Source organism: Brevundimonas sp. (assembly GCF_041911375.1).
Lineage (GTDB): Bacteria > Pseudomonadota > Alphaproteobacteria > Caulobacterales > Caulobacteraceae > Brevundimonas.
Map to the genome: position 1 here is coordinate 1 of NZ_JAYRPA010000084.1, position 13,499 is coordinate 13,499.

Sequence of the window (13,499 nt, forward strand, 5' to 3'; positions counted from 1 at the left end):
CCGGCGACAACGCCGAGCTGAACGTCGAGCTGATCACCCCGATCGCCATGGACCAGGGCCTGCGCTTCGCCATCCGTGAAGGCGGCCGCACCGTCGGCGCCGGCGTCGTGGCCAAGATCATCGAGTAATCGACGATCGCCGCTTTCGGCCTCTCGCGCTCACGCGCGGTTCGAGGCCGAGACTGGATCACGTGACAGAGCGGCCCCCGGAGCAATCCGGGGGCCGCTTCTGCGTTTGCGTTCGCCTGTCAGGCGTACGGGCTTGTCCGCAACCCAAATCCCCGATCTACGTTCGCTTCTGGACGTTAAGGATTTGGTAACCCTATGTTTCGCGCGGTTCGCATCGGTATTTTTATCGGCACCCTGATCGGGATGTCGGCCTGCGCGACGCAATACGACGCCCAGGGTCGGCCCGTCTTCGGCGCCTATGGCTCGGTCGAGGCCGGCCGCGCGGGCTGATTTCAAGGAAATCATGGCGCGCAGGGCGATTGTCGCCTAGTGTCGCCACGCGGACGCCGTTTGTCGCGCCGCGTCGGTCCTCAAACCCCCTAGATGTTACTCATCGCTATTGTCGTCGTTCTGCTCCTGGTGGTGCTCAACGGCCTTTTCGCCATGACCGAACTGGCGGTCGTCTCATCCCGGAAATCCAAGCTGCAGAGCCGGGCGGAGAAGGGGGACCGCGGCGCGCGCAAGGCGCTGAAGCTTTCTGAGGAGCCGACGCAGTTCCTGTCGGCGGTCCAGGTGGGGATCACCCTGATCGGCATTCTGGCCGGCGCCTACGGCCAGGCGACCATCGCCGGAGAGCTGGACCGCATCCTGGAGACCAGCTTCCCAGCCCTGGCCGCCTATACGGAAATCTTCTCGACCGCCCTGGTCGTCGTCTGCATCACCTATGTGTCGGTGATCGTCGGCGAACTGGTGCCCAAGCGGCTGGCGCTGATCTTCCCCGAGACGATCGCCGCCAAGATGGCTCAGCCGATCTCGACCGTGGCGCTGGTGATGAAGCCGTTCGTCCTGCTGCTGACGGCCTCCACCTCGGGCATCCTCAAGGTGATGGGGGTGAAGGACCGGGACGGTTCGGACGTGACCCAGGAGGAGGTCGCCACCATCCTGGCGGAAGGCACCTCGGCGGGCCTGATCGAGCCGGAAGAGCAGGAGATGATCGAAGAGATCCTGCGCCTGGGGGATCGTCCGGTGCGCGTCGCCATGACGCCGCGCCACGAGGTCTTCTGGATCGCCCTGGACGACACCGAGGATCAGCTGCGCGAGGAAATCCGTTCCTGCCCGTATTCGCGAATCGTCGTGGCGCGGGAGAACGACGTCGATAATCCGCTGGGCGTGGTCCACAAGAAGGACCTGCTGGACAGCCTGCTGACCAACGGCAAGTTCGACGTCGAGAGCGTGGTGGCCGAGCCGGCCTTCATCCCCCAGTCCACCTCTGTGCTGAAGGCGCTGGAGATCCTGAAGGGATCCAAGGTCCACATGGCCTTCATCGTCGACGAATACGGCGCGTTCGAAGGCGTGGTCACCGCCACCGACATCCTGGAAATGATCGCCGGGGACTTCAACGAGAGCCATGACGAGGAAGGCGCCTACATTCATCAGCGCGCCGACGGCAGCTGGCTGGTCGACGGCCAGACGGACCTGGACGAGCTGGCCGACGCCCTGGGCGAGGACTTCGGCGAGCACGAAGGATTCCACACCGTCGCCGGCCTGATCCTGCATCAGCTTTCACGGGTGCCGGACGAGGGCGAGGTGATGCAGGTCGGCCGCTTCGAGGTGGAGGTCATCGACATGGACGACCGCCGCATCGACAAGCTGATCTTCAAGGAACTGATCCGGGCCGACGAAGAGAAGCAGGCCGTCGCCGCGCATCTGGACGAGGACTAGGGCGCGGCATATCCGCCCTTGAAATCGGGGGCGGCGTGGGGCATACGCGCCCCTCTGGCGAACGTAAGGGCCTCGCGGTCCTGCGATTGTCTAGGAGTTTAGCTCAGCTGGTAGAGCACCGGTCTCCAAAACCGGGGGTCGTGGGTTCGAGTCCCCCAACTCCTGCCATTTCCCCCTGTCGCTTCCGGATGGGACTTCCCATCTGGGGCGACAGGATCAATTGTTTGAAGAGCATCTGATGGCCAAGGCCAAGAACCCCGGCAAGCGCCCGCAGATGGGCTCGAAGCTGCAGACCGCCCCGGCGGGCCAGACGATCGCCGTCGAGGCGGCCGAGTCCAAGAAGAAAACGAGCCCGGCTCAATTCTTCAGCCAGGTGCGCGCCGAGGGGCGCAAGATCGTGTGGCCCAGCCGCAAGGAGACCTGGATCACCTCGGTGATGGTCTTCATCATGGTGCTGATCGCCGCGATCTTCTTCTGGGTGGTGGACACCGGTCTCGGCTTCGCCTTCCGTTACATCATCGCTCTCGGTTCCTGAGAAAGACGCCTCCATGACCGATGCTGCGCCCAAGCCGGCCGCCAATCCCCGCCACAAGTGGTACATCGTCAACGCCTATTCGAACTTCGAGAAGAAGGTCGCCGAGCAGTTGCGCGAACAGGCCCGGCAGCAGGGGCTGGAAGACGCCTTCTCGGAGATCCTGGTGCCGACCGAGGACGTGGTGGAGATCCGCCGCGGCCGCAAGGTGAACTCGGAACGCAAGTTCTTCCCCGGCTATGTCCTGGTGAAGATGGAGATGACCGACCAGGCCTATCACCTGGTCAAGAACACGCCGAAGGTCACCGGCTTCCTGGGCGCGGCCGGCGGCACCAAGCCGCTGCCGGTGTCCGAGCGCGAAGTTCAGAACATCATCGGCGCTGTGGAAGAGGGCGTGGAGCGTCCCAAGCCCACGATCCGCTTCGACATCGGCGAGAAGGTCAAGGTCATCGACGGACCGTTCGCCAGCTTCGACGGTTCGGTCGAGAGCGTGGACGAGGAACATGCCCGTCTGCGGGTGGCCGTCTCCATCTTCGGTCGCGCCACGCCGGTCGAACTGGAATACGCCCAGGTGGAGAAGGTCGCGGGCTGACGCTCTCGAACCTTCCGAGATTTTGAAGCCGCGTCCGAGAGGGCGCGGCTTCTTTCTTTTGTCGACCTCACGATCGGAGCGAGGGCGGGCGAGGGGCGTCGTTGCGTTTCCTTAGTCTCTCGGCTATACGCGCGCCTCCCGCGCATGCGGGCAAATCCGTGGGAGGCAGCCATGCCGGACCACGGCTCACCGGTTCCGGACCACAGTCCGGGATCATCCATAGGAGAGACCAATGGCCAAGAAGATTCTCGGCTATATCAAGCTGCAAGTGCCGGCCGGTTCGGCCACGCCTTCGCCCCCGATCGGCCCGGCTCTGGGTCAACGCGGCGTGAACATCATGGGCTTCTGCAAGGAGTTCAACGCGCGGACCGAGAAGGAAGCCAAGGGCACCCCGCTTCCGACCGTCATCACCGTCTATCAGGACAAGTCGTTCACCTTCGTGACCAAGACGCCGCCGGCGACCTGGTACCTGAAGCAGGCCACCGGCCTGAAGTCGGGCGCCAAGCTGGTCGGCCGCGAGATCGCCGGCAAGATCACGCAGACGCAACTGCGTGAAATCGCCGAAAAGAAGATGAAGGACCTGAACGCCAACGATCTCGACGCTGCGGCCAAGATCATCGAAGGCTCCGCCCGCGCGATGGGCCTCGAAGTGGTGGAGGGCTAAGCACATGGCCAAGCAAACCAAGGCTCACAAGGCCCGCACCGGCGTGACCCAGGACCTGGTCCCGTTCGCCGACGCCATCAAGCTGGTCAAGGACAACGCCAAGGCCAAGTTCGACGAGTCGATCGAGATCGCCGTCAACCTGGGCGTCGACCCGCGTCACGCCGACCAGCAGGTCCGCGGCGTGGTCAACCTGCCCTCGGGCACCGGCCGTGACGTTCGCGTCGCCGTCTTCGCCAAGGACGCTAAGGCGGCCGAGGCCACCGCGGCCGGCGCCGAACATGTCGGCGCCGAAGACCTGTACGAGAAGATCGCCGGCGGTTTCATGGACTTCGACCGCGTCATCGCGTCGCCGGACATGATGGCCCTGGTCGGTCGTCTGGGTAAGGTGCTGGGTCCGCGCGGCCTGATGCCGAACCCCAAGGTCGGCACCGTGACCCCGAACGTCGCCCAGGCCGTCAAGGACGCCAAGGGCGGCGCCGTGGAGTTCCGCGTCGAGAAGGCGGGCATCGTCCACGCCGGCATCGGCAAGGCCTCGTTCGCCCAGGACGCCCTGGAAGCCAACGTCAAGGCGATCGTGGACGCCCTGGTCCGCGCCAAGCCGTCGGGCGCCAAGGGCACCTACGTCAAGCGCATCAGCCTGTCCTCGACGATGGGCCCCGGCATCAAGATCGATCCGGCCTCGCTGGGCGCCTGATCGGTCCTCTCGACTGGATGTAAAGACGGCCCCGGGGGTGTCCCCGGGGCCGTTTCTTTTGCTGCGGCGTTCAGGAGCGCAGGAAGGCGCGCTGGGCCTTCATCATCGCGGTGATCAGCGTCTTCTCCTGCTCGGTCAGATAGGGGTTCCACACGTCGAAGATCAGGATGACGCGCATTTCTTCGGCGTCGTTCCAGGCCTCATGTTCGATCGTATCGTCGAAGATCCAGGCTTGCCCCATCTTCCACTCCTTCACGCTGTTGCCGACCCGAAAGCGGGCGGGGCCTGGCAAGATCAGAGGCAGGTGAGCGAGCAGCCGGACGTTGGAAGACCCGGTGTGTGGCGGGATGTGTGTATGGGGCTGGAGCGCCGAAAACACGGCTGTGGGGGCGAAACCGTCCTGACGCGCCATCGGGAGATTTTCCAGGACTTGAACAGTCCTGGGAAAACGTGCGCAGACGGCTTCCTGCTGCACGCCATCCTTCCAGAGGAACAGCGAGGACCAGTCCCGTGAGTGGTTCAACTTCCCCCACTGATTGACCGGCGCGCCCTTCGGAAAGGCGATGTAGGGGACGAAATCCTCCATCCCTCCGTCCAGCACCCCCTTCAGCTCCTCAACGATGATGGGCGAGGCCGCCTCCAGTTCCGACAGCCATGGAAACAGCGTGCGGTCGTAGAAGGGGATGACCGGCAGGCGGGGGTAGTTAAGCAGAAGGGGTTGCTGTTTTGGCGGCTGTTTCAGCCCGGCGTAGATTTCCAATCCCTCGTCGAAACGTTCGCGAGTGGCTTCGTCCATGCCTTCCCGCAGACTGGCGACCTCTGACTGCAGGTAATCTCGCAAGGAAATGGCGTGTTGTTCGACCAGCCGCGTGGCGTACTCGATCTGCGCCGTAAGCGCTGGCGGCCGGGCGCCGGGCGGCGGGGTGATCTTCAAGGCGTCCGCGTAGATCTGCACCGCAGCCCTCTGATGCCCCAGCTTCTCGAGCATGGCGCCTTTCGCCAGCAGGGCGACGAAATCGTACGGCTGCATCTCCAGCGCCTCATCCAGCGTCAGGATGGATGCGTGAAAATCGCCGAGAAGACGCAGCGCCAGCGCGCGGTTCAGTATGCTGTTGTGAGTGCGGCCTAGTCGGTCGGCTCGATCCAGGAAAGATAGTGCGCTCTTCGGATCCAGTCGGGCCAAGGCCTGGCTGGCCAGGACCAGCAGCGCGTCCTGATCAAGATTATCCTCTATCATACAGCGCTCCCCCAAGCGCATTGATGACCGATCCGTAATGTTGCACGTGCGAATGGACCGTCAACGAAAATGTCGTTGTGCGGGCAGACTGTCGTCAGGGGTTTTGGCGGGCGTCGCCGACGTCTCGGCGGCTGGCTTTCGCGATTTAGTGGAGCGCACGCCGAGGGGTGCAAGGCGTCGCCACATGTTTCTGAACCATCTGTCGACGGAGCGGTTGACGAGCGGAATGAAACCGCATTGAACCGTCGTCGGCCAGGGGACAGACAATGGCTAAACCAGCGAAACGGTCCGGCCGGTCGGAAACGCGGCAGGTGGCGGCTCTGCCTTGGCGACGGGGCGACCAGGGACCCCAGATTCTGATGATCACCTCGCGCGAGACGCGCCGCTGGGTCATCCCCAAGGGCGGGCGGATGGCGGGCAAGACAGACGCCGAGGCCGCGGCCCAGGAGGCGGTCGAAGAAGCCGGCGTGCGCGGAGAGATCGCATCCGCCTCGATCGGACACTTTCGCTACAACAAGGTCATCCGCAATGGCGAGCTGCGGCGTTGCGTCGTGGCCGTCTATCCAATGCAGGTCATCCTTCAGCTCGGGGACTGGCCCGAGGCAAATCAGCGCGAGCGGCGCTGGATGACGCCAGAGGACGCCGCGGCGGCGGTGCACGAGCCGGACCTCGCCGCGCTGATACGCCAGTTCACGGCGACGTTGAGGGATAAGGCGGCCTGACAGACACGGCCAAGCCGGTCCGCTAGCCGTCCAGTTCGGGATAGCGGCGGAAGATGCCGTCCTCGTTGAAGGGGATGCGCCGGGAACTGTTCAGATAGCCCTGGATGCGGGGCAGGGCGGCGACGCGGTCGCGGAGCGCCGCGACATGAGGCGTGTCGCCGGTGACGCGGGCGGTCGCCGTGGGAAAGGCGTAACGGAGCCCTTCGACCACCTGGAACAGCGACAGGTCGGCGTAGGTGAGGCGGTCGCCGACCAGCCAGTGCGGTCCGGCCGGATTGCGCGCCAGAACCTGCTCGGCCCAGTTCAGGAACTTATTGATCCGATGGTCGCGGAACCCCTGCGCGCGACGCGCCGCCTCCGGCTTCTGGTCGTCGTAATAGGCCATCAGGTCGACGGGATGGTGGGTGTCATGCGTCTCGGCCACCAGGTCGGCCAGGGTCAGCTGGATCTGGTTCAGCCAGGCGCGGTCGCTGTCGCCGTTCGGCGCCAGACCCAGCTGGGGACCGATCCAGGCCAGGATGGCGGCGACCTGCCCCACGGTGCGGTCGCCCAGGCGCAGGAAGGGCGGGGCGAAGGACGGCGTCCGTCCGGACTTCATGAGCCTCATCATCGCCGCGCCGTCGTCCTGACGCGAAACATCGACATAGTCGGCGCCTGCGGCCTCCAGCGCCAGGCGCACGAACTCGCCGCGCCCCTGGATGCCCGGCCAATAAAAGAGTTCATAGGCCATGCGTCGTGCTCCTTGATTTATCGCCGGCGTCCCTGTAAGAGCGCCGCTTCCCGTCACAGGTTCATCCCTTTGACGGTCCTGTCCGAGAACTTCGGGGCGTGGGGGCCACCCGCGCCATAACTGTCAGAGAGCCCTCTGACGCCGTGGGGAGATGGGGACGCGACCTTGCGATGTCAGCCCGCATTCCGGGACGGACGCCGTCAGACGCATCCTTCGGACAATACGACCGGCCCGAACGCCTTGCGGCGACGCAAGACGCTTTGGCCAAATCCGTCGTCGGGAATAAGCCCGGCGGCGAATACCAAGACTGGAGACCGCAATGGATCGCGCTCAAAAAGCCGAGTCTATCGAATCGCTCAAGGGCGTTTTCGCCGACGCCGGCAGCGTGGTCGTGGCCCACAACCTGGGTCTGACCGTTGCGGAAATGGAAGACCTGCGTGGCCGTCTTCGTAAAGAAGGCGGCGCGTTCAAGGTGGTCAAGAACCGCCTGGCGCTGAAGGCGCTCGAAGCCGAAGAAGGCAGCGACTACCACGGCCTGTTCAAGGGTCCGGTGGGCATCGCCTACGCCGAGAACCCCGGTACGGCCGCCAAGGTCGCCACCGAGTTCGCCAAGGCCAACGATCGCTTCAAGATCGTCGGCGGCTTCATGGGTGAAACCGTCGTCGATCCCAAGGGTGTGGAGGCTCTGTCCAAGCTCCCGACGCTCGACGAAGTCCGCAGCTCGCTCATCGGCCTGCTCAACGCGCCCGCGACCAAGATCGCCGGCGTGCTGCAAGCGCCCGCTGGTCAGCTGGCCCGGGTGTTCAACGCCTACGCCACCAAGGAAGCCGCGTAAGCGGCGACCTCTTTCATCTCTGCATCTCTCTCTGAAACCAACCCTCCGAAGGAAAACTGACAATGGCCGACCTCGCCAAGATCGTCGAAGACCTGTCCTCGCTCACCGTGCTGGAAGCCGCTGAGCTGTCGAAGCTGCTGGAAGAAAAGTGGGGCGTCAGCGCCGCTGCTCCGGTCGCCATGGCCATGCCGGCCGGCGGCGCCGCCGGTGGCGCTCCGGCTGAAGCCGCCGAAGAGCAAACCGAGTTCACCGTCGTCCTGGTCGACGGCGGCGACAAGAAGATCAACGTCATCAAGGAAGTCCGTGGCGTGCGTTCGGACCTGGGTCTGAAGGAAGCCAAGGACCTGGTCGAAGGCGCTCCGCAGAACGTCGTCGAAAACGTCTCCAAGCAACAAGCCGACGAGATCGCCAAGAAGCTGACGGAAGCCGGCGCCAAGGTTCAGATCAAGTAATCTGGCCTTCAGCGTTCGCTGAAGATCGAAAGGCCCGGCGGGAAACCGCCGGGCCTTTTTGTTGGCCTATCGCGCTTCGCGCTGCTTGAGCCCCGATCTGTTCGCCTACCGCGCCTAGCGCTGCTTGAGGCTTGGTCGCCGCGTCGGTTTGCGTGGGGTGCGTTGGCGGCCGGTTAGACCGTCGCGGCCCAGTCCGTGGCGCGCACCAGGCTGTCGATGACGCCAGGTTCGGACGAGGCGTGGCCTGCATCAGGAACGATGTCCAGGTTCGCCTCGGGCCAGGCGCGATGCAGGGCCCAGGCGCTCGAGATCGGCGTCACCACGTCGAAGCGGCCCTGCGCGATCCAGCACGGGATGGACCGCATCTTGTCGACATTGTTCAGGATCCAGTTCTCTTCGGGGAAGAAGCCGCCGTTGGTGAAGAACCAGTTCTCGATCCGGGCGAAGGCGACCGCGAATTCGGGCTCGGCGAACTTGTCCGGCCGGGCGCTCGGCCCCTCGACGCTGACCGTCTCGCCTTCCCAGCTGGACCAGGCCACGGCGCAGCGCTCCCGCTCTGCGACATCGTCGCCGATCAGTCGCTTGTAGTAGGCCGCCATCAGGTCGCCGCGCTCGGCCTCGGGGATGGGGGCCACGAACCGCTCCCAGGCGTCGGGAAAGATCATGCTGGCGCCGTCCTGGTAGAACCAGTGCAGTTCCTTCTTCGTCAGCAGGAAGATGCCGCGCAGCACCAGCGCCATCACCCGATCAGGATGGGTGATGGCGTAGGCCATCGACAGCGTCGAACCCCACGACCCGCCGAACACCACCCATCTGTCGACGCCGCAACGCTGGCGCAGCCGCTCGATGTCGGCGATCAGGGTCCAAGTGGTGTTGTCCTCGAGCGAGGCGTTCGGGCGCGACTGGCCGCATCCCCGCTGGTCGAACAGGATGATGCGGTACTTGGCCGGATCGAAGTAGCGTCGCATCCCCGGATTGACCGCGCCGCCAGGTCCGCCGTGAAGCACCAGGACCGGCCGCCCCTGAGGGTTTCCGCACTCCTCGTAGTAGATCTCGTGGACCCCGTCGGTCTCCATCCAGCCGGAGGCGAAGGGTTCGATCTCGGGATAGAGTTCGCGACGCGGTTCGGCGGGCGCGGGGAAGGCCATGAAGCGGTCTTTCAGCGGCGGCCCAAGCTTGGCCGTTACGATCTACGACCCTGGAATGCCGCAAATGCGAGACAAAGCCAACCGGCGATCATCAGCATGCCGCCGATCGGCGCGACGGCTCCCATGGCCCGCAGGCCGAGCAGGGCGATGAAGGCCAGCGACAGGCTGAACACCAATCCGCCGGCCGCGCCCAGCCAGCCCGCGACCCGGGCGATGCGGCCGCCGCCGGTCCACACGGCGCAGGCCAGGGCGAAGACGGCGTGCGCCAGCTGGTAATGCGCCCCCGCGGTCAGCGGGGTCTTGATCTGCGGCCCGGCGCCGTGGGCGGCGAAGGCGCCCAGCACGACCGCCAGCGCGCCGTTCAGGGCGGCGAAGACCACCAGATTGCGGTCGGTCATGCTCAGCCTTCGACGTCCGTCGCCGGACGGTCGTGCCCGTCGGCGCGCTCGGTCACCCAGTCGCCGTTGTCGTCGGCGTATTCGATGACCGCGCTTTCGTCCGGCGCCCTCTGCTCGCGCGCCGCGCGGACCGCCGCAGCCCTGGCTTCGTCATGGCTGGCGAAGGTTTCGGAGAATGTCTCTCCGGCCTTGTAGGCCCAGCCCCCGTCATGTTCGACGATGCGATAGGTGACGTGGGCCATGGCGCGTTCCTTGACGAGAAGAGGACCAGGCCCGGACCGTAGCGCGAACCCGCCGTCTCTGGAACATCGGTTGCAGCGGCGCTTCCGCGATCCGCATCGCCAAGAGGGCGATGTGGAAGACTGAAGGGGCGGGGCTGACCTTACGAAGATTTCACGTCGGTTCGCGCATCCGTGGGCGGTCGTCGGCGCCTCTTGTGATCAGAAGGCCGCCGCATCAGGCTGCGCCGCAAGGGATCACAGGGGTATCGCCATGGAAGACTTCATTCCGATCTTCGCCATCTTCGCCGTCTTCGGCACCATCACGGCCATCATAGTCGGCCCGACGTTCCTCAAGTACCGCGAGAAGCGGGACATGCAGGAAACCGTCCGCCACGCGGTGGACAAGGGGCAGGAGCTGCCCGCAGAGCTGATCGACGTCATGACCAAGGACGTGCAGAAGGCCCTGCCTTCGCGCATCAAGGACATCCGCCGGGGCATCATCTGGCTGGCCACCGGTATCGGCATCGCCGCCTTCGGCATCGTCAGCAGCCTGGGCGGAAACGACTGGAACGGCGGCGTGGACAACGGTCTGCTGGGCATCGCCTGCATTCCCGCCGTGATCGGCGTCGCCTTCATCGTCCTGAGCTTCTTCAACCCGAGCAAGGACTGACGGCGACCGACAGGGGGAAACCGTCATGAGCAAATCCTTGCGCGATCTCCACGACGTCGAGCTGGCCGCCCAGGCGGCGGCCGGCGGACGGCGGGAGTACGGCGAGCTGGTCCGCCGGCACGGATCGGCGGTCCGGGGGCTGCTGCGCCGGATGGGGGCCAGTCCGTCCCTGGCTGACGACGTGGCGCAGGACGCCTTTCTGCAGGGCTTCCAGCGCTGCTCGGAGTTCCGGGGGCAGGGGACCTTCGCCGGCTGGATCAAGAAGATCGCCGCGCGCCTTTATCTGAAGCGCGTCGCCCGCGAGGCCCGATACGTCGCCGAGGTCGAGACCGACCAGGCCGACCTCGCGGTCGACCGCGCCGGCTTCATGGATCTGGACGAGGCGCTCAAGACGCTGAACGAGACCGAACGGGTGTGCGTGTCCCTGTGCCACGGCGCGGGCATGGCCCATCCGGAAATCGCCGCGGCCATGAATTTGCCGCTCGGAACGGTGAAATCCCATGTCAAACGTGGTCTGGATAAACTCCGCGCCCGGCTTCAGCCGGCGGCGGCTTCAGGCGGGAGGTCGGCGCATGTCGGCTGATGAATTCGACCCGGCGATCGAGCGCCTGTTCGCTCGCGCCCCCACGATGGCCGACGACGCCCTGTTCGTCGCCGAGTTTCGCACCCGTCTGGAGAAGCGCTCGCGCTGGCGCGGGCTGGCGCTGACCGCCGCCGGGCTTGTCGGCGGCCTGATCGCCGTGCGCGAGGGCGTGAACCTGAACTTCACAGCCGGCGACGCCGAGGTGACGACCCTCAGCCAGGGCGTCCAGGCGGCCGCGGCGACGGCGCAAGGGGCGGCGCAGTCGGGGCTGGACGGTCTGGGGCTGAACTCGGTGGATCTGATGAGCGGCTCGGGCATGATGACGTTCTGGATCGTCGCCGGCGCGCTTTTCGCCCTGCTGGCGGCCGGAGCCGTCAAGCTTTCGCAGGACATCTAGGTGACTCGAGGCCTCCCGGCGCCTATCTGACGGGCGTTCATACAGGAGGCCTTCGATGTCCATCCACACGCAGGAGACCGTTCGGCGCATCTCCGTGCCCGACATCGCCGGGCGCAAGGGGGCGGAGCCGATCGTCTGCCTGACCGCCTATGACGCGCCGATGGCGGGCCTGCTGGACCCACACTGCGACGTGCTGCTGGTAGGCGACAGCCTGGGCATGGCGGTGCACGGCCTGCCCAACACCGTGGGCGTCACGCTGGAGATGATGATCCTGCACGGCCAGGCGGTGGTGCGGGGCTCACGCCGGGCGCTGGTGGTCGTGGACATGCCGTTCGGCGCCTACGAGGGCGGCGAGCAGGCCGCCTATGACGCCTGCGTTCGGGTCATGAAGGAAACCGGCGCCCAGGCGGTGAAGCTGGAGACCAGCGTGGAACTGGCCCCGATCGTCCGGTTTTTGGTCAAGCGCGGCATCCCGGTCATGGGGCACATCGGCCTGCGTCCCCAGGCGGTGCTGGCCGAGGGCGGCTTCAAGGCCAAGGGCCGGACCGACGCCGAACGCGAGCGCGTGATGGCCGAGGCCGTCGCCGTGGCCGAGGCGGGAGCCTTCTGCATCGTCATCGAGGGCGTGGCCGAATCCCTGGCGCGCGAGATCACCGAGACGATCCCGGTCCCCACCATCGGCATCGGCGCCTCGGCGGCGTGCGACGGCCAGGTGCTGGTGGTCAACGACATGCTGGGCATGTTCGACTGGGCCCCCAAATTCGTTCGGAAATACGCCGATCTGCGCGGCGAGATCGACCGCGCCGCCGCCGCGTTCGCATCCGACGTGAAAGCCCGCCGTTTTCCTGCCGAAGTCGAGACCTACTTCTCGAAAAAACCGGCTTCGCCGTAACGGCTTCGTTGCGGGCGTGAGGGCGACCCTCTAGGGTCCGCCGGATTCCGTGCAGCGATCTTTTTGGGGCGACGTTTCCGTGGTTGATGTCTTCGAGCAGGTCGAGGAGGAGCTCCGCTCCGACCGGTACAAGCGCCTGGCCCGCACCTGGCTGCCCGTGCTGGGCGTGGTCCTGATCGTCGCCCTGATCGGCGCGCTCGGCTGGTGGGGCTGGGACAGCTATCAGACCAGCCGCGCGTCCAAGGGCGCCGAAGCCTATGACCGGGGCATGGAAGCCCTGCGCGAGAGCAAGCCCGCCGACGCCCGCGCCGCCTTCCAGGAGACGGTCGAGCAGGGCAACGGCGCGTACAAGGCCCTGGCGCTGCAGCAGCAGGCCGGTCTGGCGGTCGAGGCCAATCGCATCCCCGACGCCGTCCGCCTGTTCGACGAGGCCGCCAAGGCCACGCGTGACCCGATCCTGGCGGACACCGCGGCGCTGAAAGCCGTCTGGCTTCTGATGGACACCGCGCCCCTGGCCGAGCTCGAGAGCCGCCTGACGCCGCTGGCCGAGGACGATCGTCCCATGCACGCCTTCGCCCAGCACGCGCTGGCCCTGGCGCGGCTGCAGCACGGCAAGACCACCGAGGCGCGCTCGGCCCTGGTCGTGCTGCAACTGGGGCAGGACGTGCCCGACGCCGTCCGCCAGCAGGCCCAGGCCGCCATCGCCCTGATCGATTCGGGCACGGCGGCGGCTCTGCCGGGCGTGATCAACGCGGCCAAGAACGCCCCCGCGACTTCGGCTCCGGCCGCGCAATCGCCCGCCGCGCCGGCCGCGCCGGCCCAACAGTGACGTCACCGGACAGG

At 66.1% G+C, this 13,499-nt stretch carries 19 protein-coding genes, 1 tRNA gene and 1 pseudogene; 16 read left to right on the forward strand and 5 right to left on the reverse strand.

The features are described from left to right. The 8 genes and pseudogenes from tuf to rplA all read left to right on the forward strand — a co-directional run. Nucleotides 1–128 (forward strand): annotated as a pseudogene (tuf, locus tag ACE3PU_RS14005) (elongation factor Tu); the annotation flags it as partial. A 195-nt stretch (nucleotides 129–323) separates the two neighbouring features. Beyond that, nucleotides 324–458 carry a hypothetical protein gene (locus ACE3PU_RS14010; protein ID WP_374390715.1) on the forward strand — a complete coding sequence of 45 codons (135 nt, stop codon included), beginning with the start codon at nucleotides 324–326 and terminating at the stop codon, nucleotides 456–458. A 93-nt stretch (nucleotides 459–551) separates the two neighbouring features. Next, the gene (locus ACE3PU_RS14015; RefSeq protein ID WP_374390716.1) at nucleotides 552–1,889 is read left to right on the forward strand and encodes a hemolysin family protein; all 1,338 of its coding nucleotides are present in this window, start codon (nucleotides 552–554) and stop codon (nucleotides 1,887–1,889) included. Nucleotides 1,890–1,981: 92 nt separating this feature from the next. Then, nucleotides 1,982–2,057 (forward strand) — tRNA-Trp (locus ACE3PU_RS14020). A gap of 70 nt (nucleotides 2,058–2,127) precedes the next feature. Further along, nucleotides 2,128–2,424, forward strand: a complete 297-nt coding sequence (secE, locus tag ACE3PU_RS14025; RefSeq protein ID WP_374390717.1) for a preprotein translocase subunit SecE — start codon at nucleotides 2,128–2,130, stop codon at nucleotides 2,422–2,424. A 13-nt stretch (nucleotides 2,425–2,437) separates the two neighbouring features. Next, entirely contained in the window at nucleotides 2,438–3,013 is a 576-nt protein-coding gene (nusG, locus tag ACE3PU_RS14030) for a transcription termination/antitermination protein NusG (RefSeq protein ID WP_374390718.1), read from the forward strand. A 232-nt stretch (nucleotides 3,014–3,245) separates the two neighbouring features. Next, on the forward strand, nucleotides 3,246–3,677 hold the full coding sequence (gene rplK, locus ACE3PU_RS14035; RefSeq protein WP_249750145.1) for a 50S ribosomal protein L11: 432 nt from the start codon (nucleotides 3,246–3,248) through the stop codon (nucleotides 3,675–3,677). Nucleotides 3,678–3,681: 4 nt separating this feature from the next. After that, nucleotides 3,682–4,371 carry a 50S ribosomal protein L1 gene (gene rplA / locus ACE3PU_RS14040; RefSeq protein ID WP_374390719.1) on the forward strand — a complete coding sequence of 230 codons (690 nt, stop codon included), beginning with the start codon at nucleotides 3,682–3,684 and terminating at the stop codon, nucleotides 4,369–4,371. 70 nt (nucleotides 4,372–4,441) lie between these two features. On the opposite strand, the gene ACE3PU_RS14045 is transcribed toward rplA, so the two are convergent. Then, on the reverse strand, nucleotides 4,442–5,629 hold the full coding sequence (locus tag ACE3PU_RS14045) for an aspartyl/asparaginyl beta-hydroxylase domain-containing protein (RefSeq protein WP_374390720.1): 1,188 nt from the start codon (nucleotides 5,627–5,629) through the stop codon (nucleotides 4,442–4,444). A 245-nt stretch (nucleotides 5,630–5,874) separates the two neighbouring features. On the opposite strand from ACE3PU_RS14045, the gene ACE3PU_RS14050 reads away from it, so the two are divergent. Next, a complete protein-coding gene (locus tag ACE3PU_RS14050; protein WP_374390721.1) occupies nucleotides 5,875–6,330 on the forward strand; it encodes an NUDIX hydrolase in 456 nt (151 codons plus the stop codon). 22 nt (nucleotides 6,331–6,352) lie between these two features. Here ACE3PU_RS14050 and ACE3PU_RS14055 read toward each other — a convergent pair whose 3' ends face one another. Next, on the reverse strand, nucleotides 6,353–7,060 hold the full coding sequence (locus tag ACE3PU_RS14055) for a glutathione S-transferase (RefSeq protein WP_374390722.1): 708 nt from the start codon (nucleotides 7,058–7,060) through the stop codon (nucleotides 6,353–6,355). A gap of 319 nt (nucleotides 7,061–7,379) precedes the next feature. On the opposite strand from ACE3PU_RS14055, the gene rplJ reads away from it, so the two are divergent. Continuing rightward, entirely contained in the window at nucleotides 7,380–7,895 is a 516-nt protein-coding gene (rplJ, locus tag ACE3PU_RS14060) for a 50S ribosomal protein L10 (RefSeq protein ID WP_374390723.1), read from the forward strand. Between the two features lie 62 nt (nucleotides 7,896–7,957). Next, on the forward strand, nucleotides 7,958–8,347 hold the full coding sequence (gene rplL, locus ACE3PU_RS14065) for a 50S ribosomal protein L7/L12 (protein WP_374390724.1): 390 nt from the start codon (nucleotides 7,958–7,960) through the stop codon (nucleotides 8,345–8,347). A gap of 173 nt (nucleotides 8,348–8,520) precedes the next feature. On the opposite strand, the gene pip is transcribed toward rplL, so the two are convergent. Genes pip through ACE3PU_RS14080 form a run of 3 tightly spaced genes read right to left on the reverse strand, consistent with a single transcriptional unit; the run spans nucleotide 8,521 to nucleotide 10,135 of the window. After that, a complete protein-coding gene (gene pip, locus ACE3PU_RS14070; protein ID WP_374390725.1) occupies nucleotides 8,521–9,495 on the reverse strand; it encodes a prolyl aminopeptidase in 975 nt (324 codons plus the stop codon). A gap of 35 nt (nucleotides 9,496–9,530) precedes the next feature. Beyond that, nucleotides 9,531–9,893, reverse strand: a complete 363-nt coding sequence (locus tag ACE3PU_RS14075) for a DUF423 domain-containing protein (RefSeq protein ID WP_374390726.1) — start codon at nucleotides 9,891–9,893, stop codon at nucleotides 9,531–9,533. Nucleotides 9,894–9,895: 2 nt separating this feature from the next. Beyond that, nucleotides 9,896–10,135 (reverse strand): hypothetical protein, encoded by a 240-nt coding sequence (locus tag ACE3PU_RS14080; RefSeq protein WP_374390727.1) that lies wholly within the window; start codon nucleotides 10,133–10,135, stop codon nucleotides 9,896–9,898. Nucleotides 10,136–10,385: 250 nt separating this feature from the next. On the opposite strand from ACE3PU_RS14080, the gene ACE3PU_RS14085 reads away from it, so the two are divergent. From ACE3PU_RS14085 to ACE3PU_RS14105, 5 genes are all read left to right on the forward strand, one after another. Further along, nucleotides 10,386–10,784, forward strand: coding sequence for a DUF6249 domain-containing protein (locus ACE3PU_RS14085; RefSeq protein WP_374390728.1), 399 nt, complete (start codon nucleotides 10,386–10,388; stop codon nucleotides 10,782–10,784). A 25-nt stretch (nucleotides 10,785–10,809) separates the two neighbouring features. Further along, on the forward strand, nucleotides 10,810–11,367 hold the full coding sequence (locus ACE3PU_RS14090; RefSeq protein ID WP_374390729.1) for an RNA polymerase sigma factor: 558 nt from the start codon (nucleotides 10,810–10,812) through the stop codon (nucleotides 11,365–11,367). After that, a complete protein-coding gene (locus ACE3PU_RS14095; RefSeq protein WP_374390730.1) occupies nucleotides 11,357–11,764 on the forward strand; it encodes a hypothetical protein in 408 nt (135 codons plus the stop codon). The genes ACE3PU_RS14090 and ACE3PU_RS14095 overlap by 11 nt, the downstream gene beginning before the upstream one ends. 55 nt (nucleotides 11,765–11,819) lie before the next feature. Continuing rightward, entirely contained in the window at nucleotides 11,820–12,656 is an 837-nt protein-coding gene (panB, locus tag ACE3PU_RS14100; protein WP_374390731.1) for a 3-methyl-2-oxobutanoate hydroxymethyltransferase, read from the forward strand. A gap of 79 nt (nucleotides 12,657–12,735) precedes the next feature. Next, the gene (locus ACE3PU_RS14105; RefSeq protein WP_374390732.1) at nucleotides 12,736–13,485 is read left to right on the forward strand and encodes a tetratricopeptide repeat protein; all 750 of its coding nucleotides are present in this window, start codon (nucleotides 12,736–12,738) and stop codon (nucleotides 13,483–13,485) included. The last annotated feature ends 14 nt before the right edge of the window (nucleotides 13,486–13,499 follow it).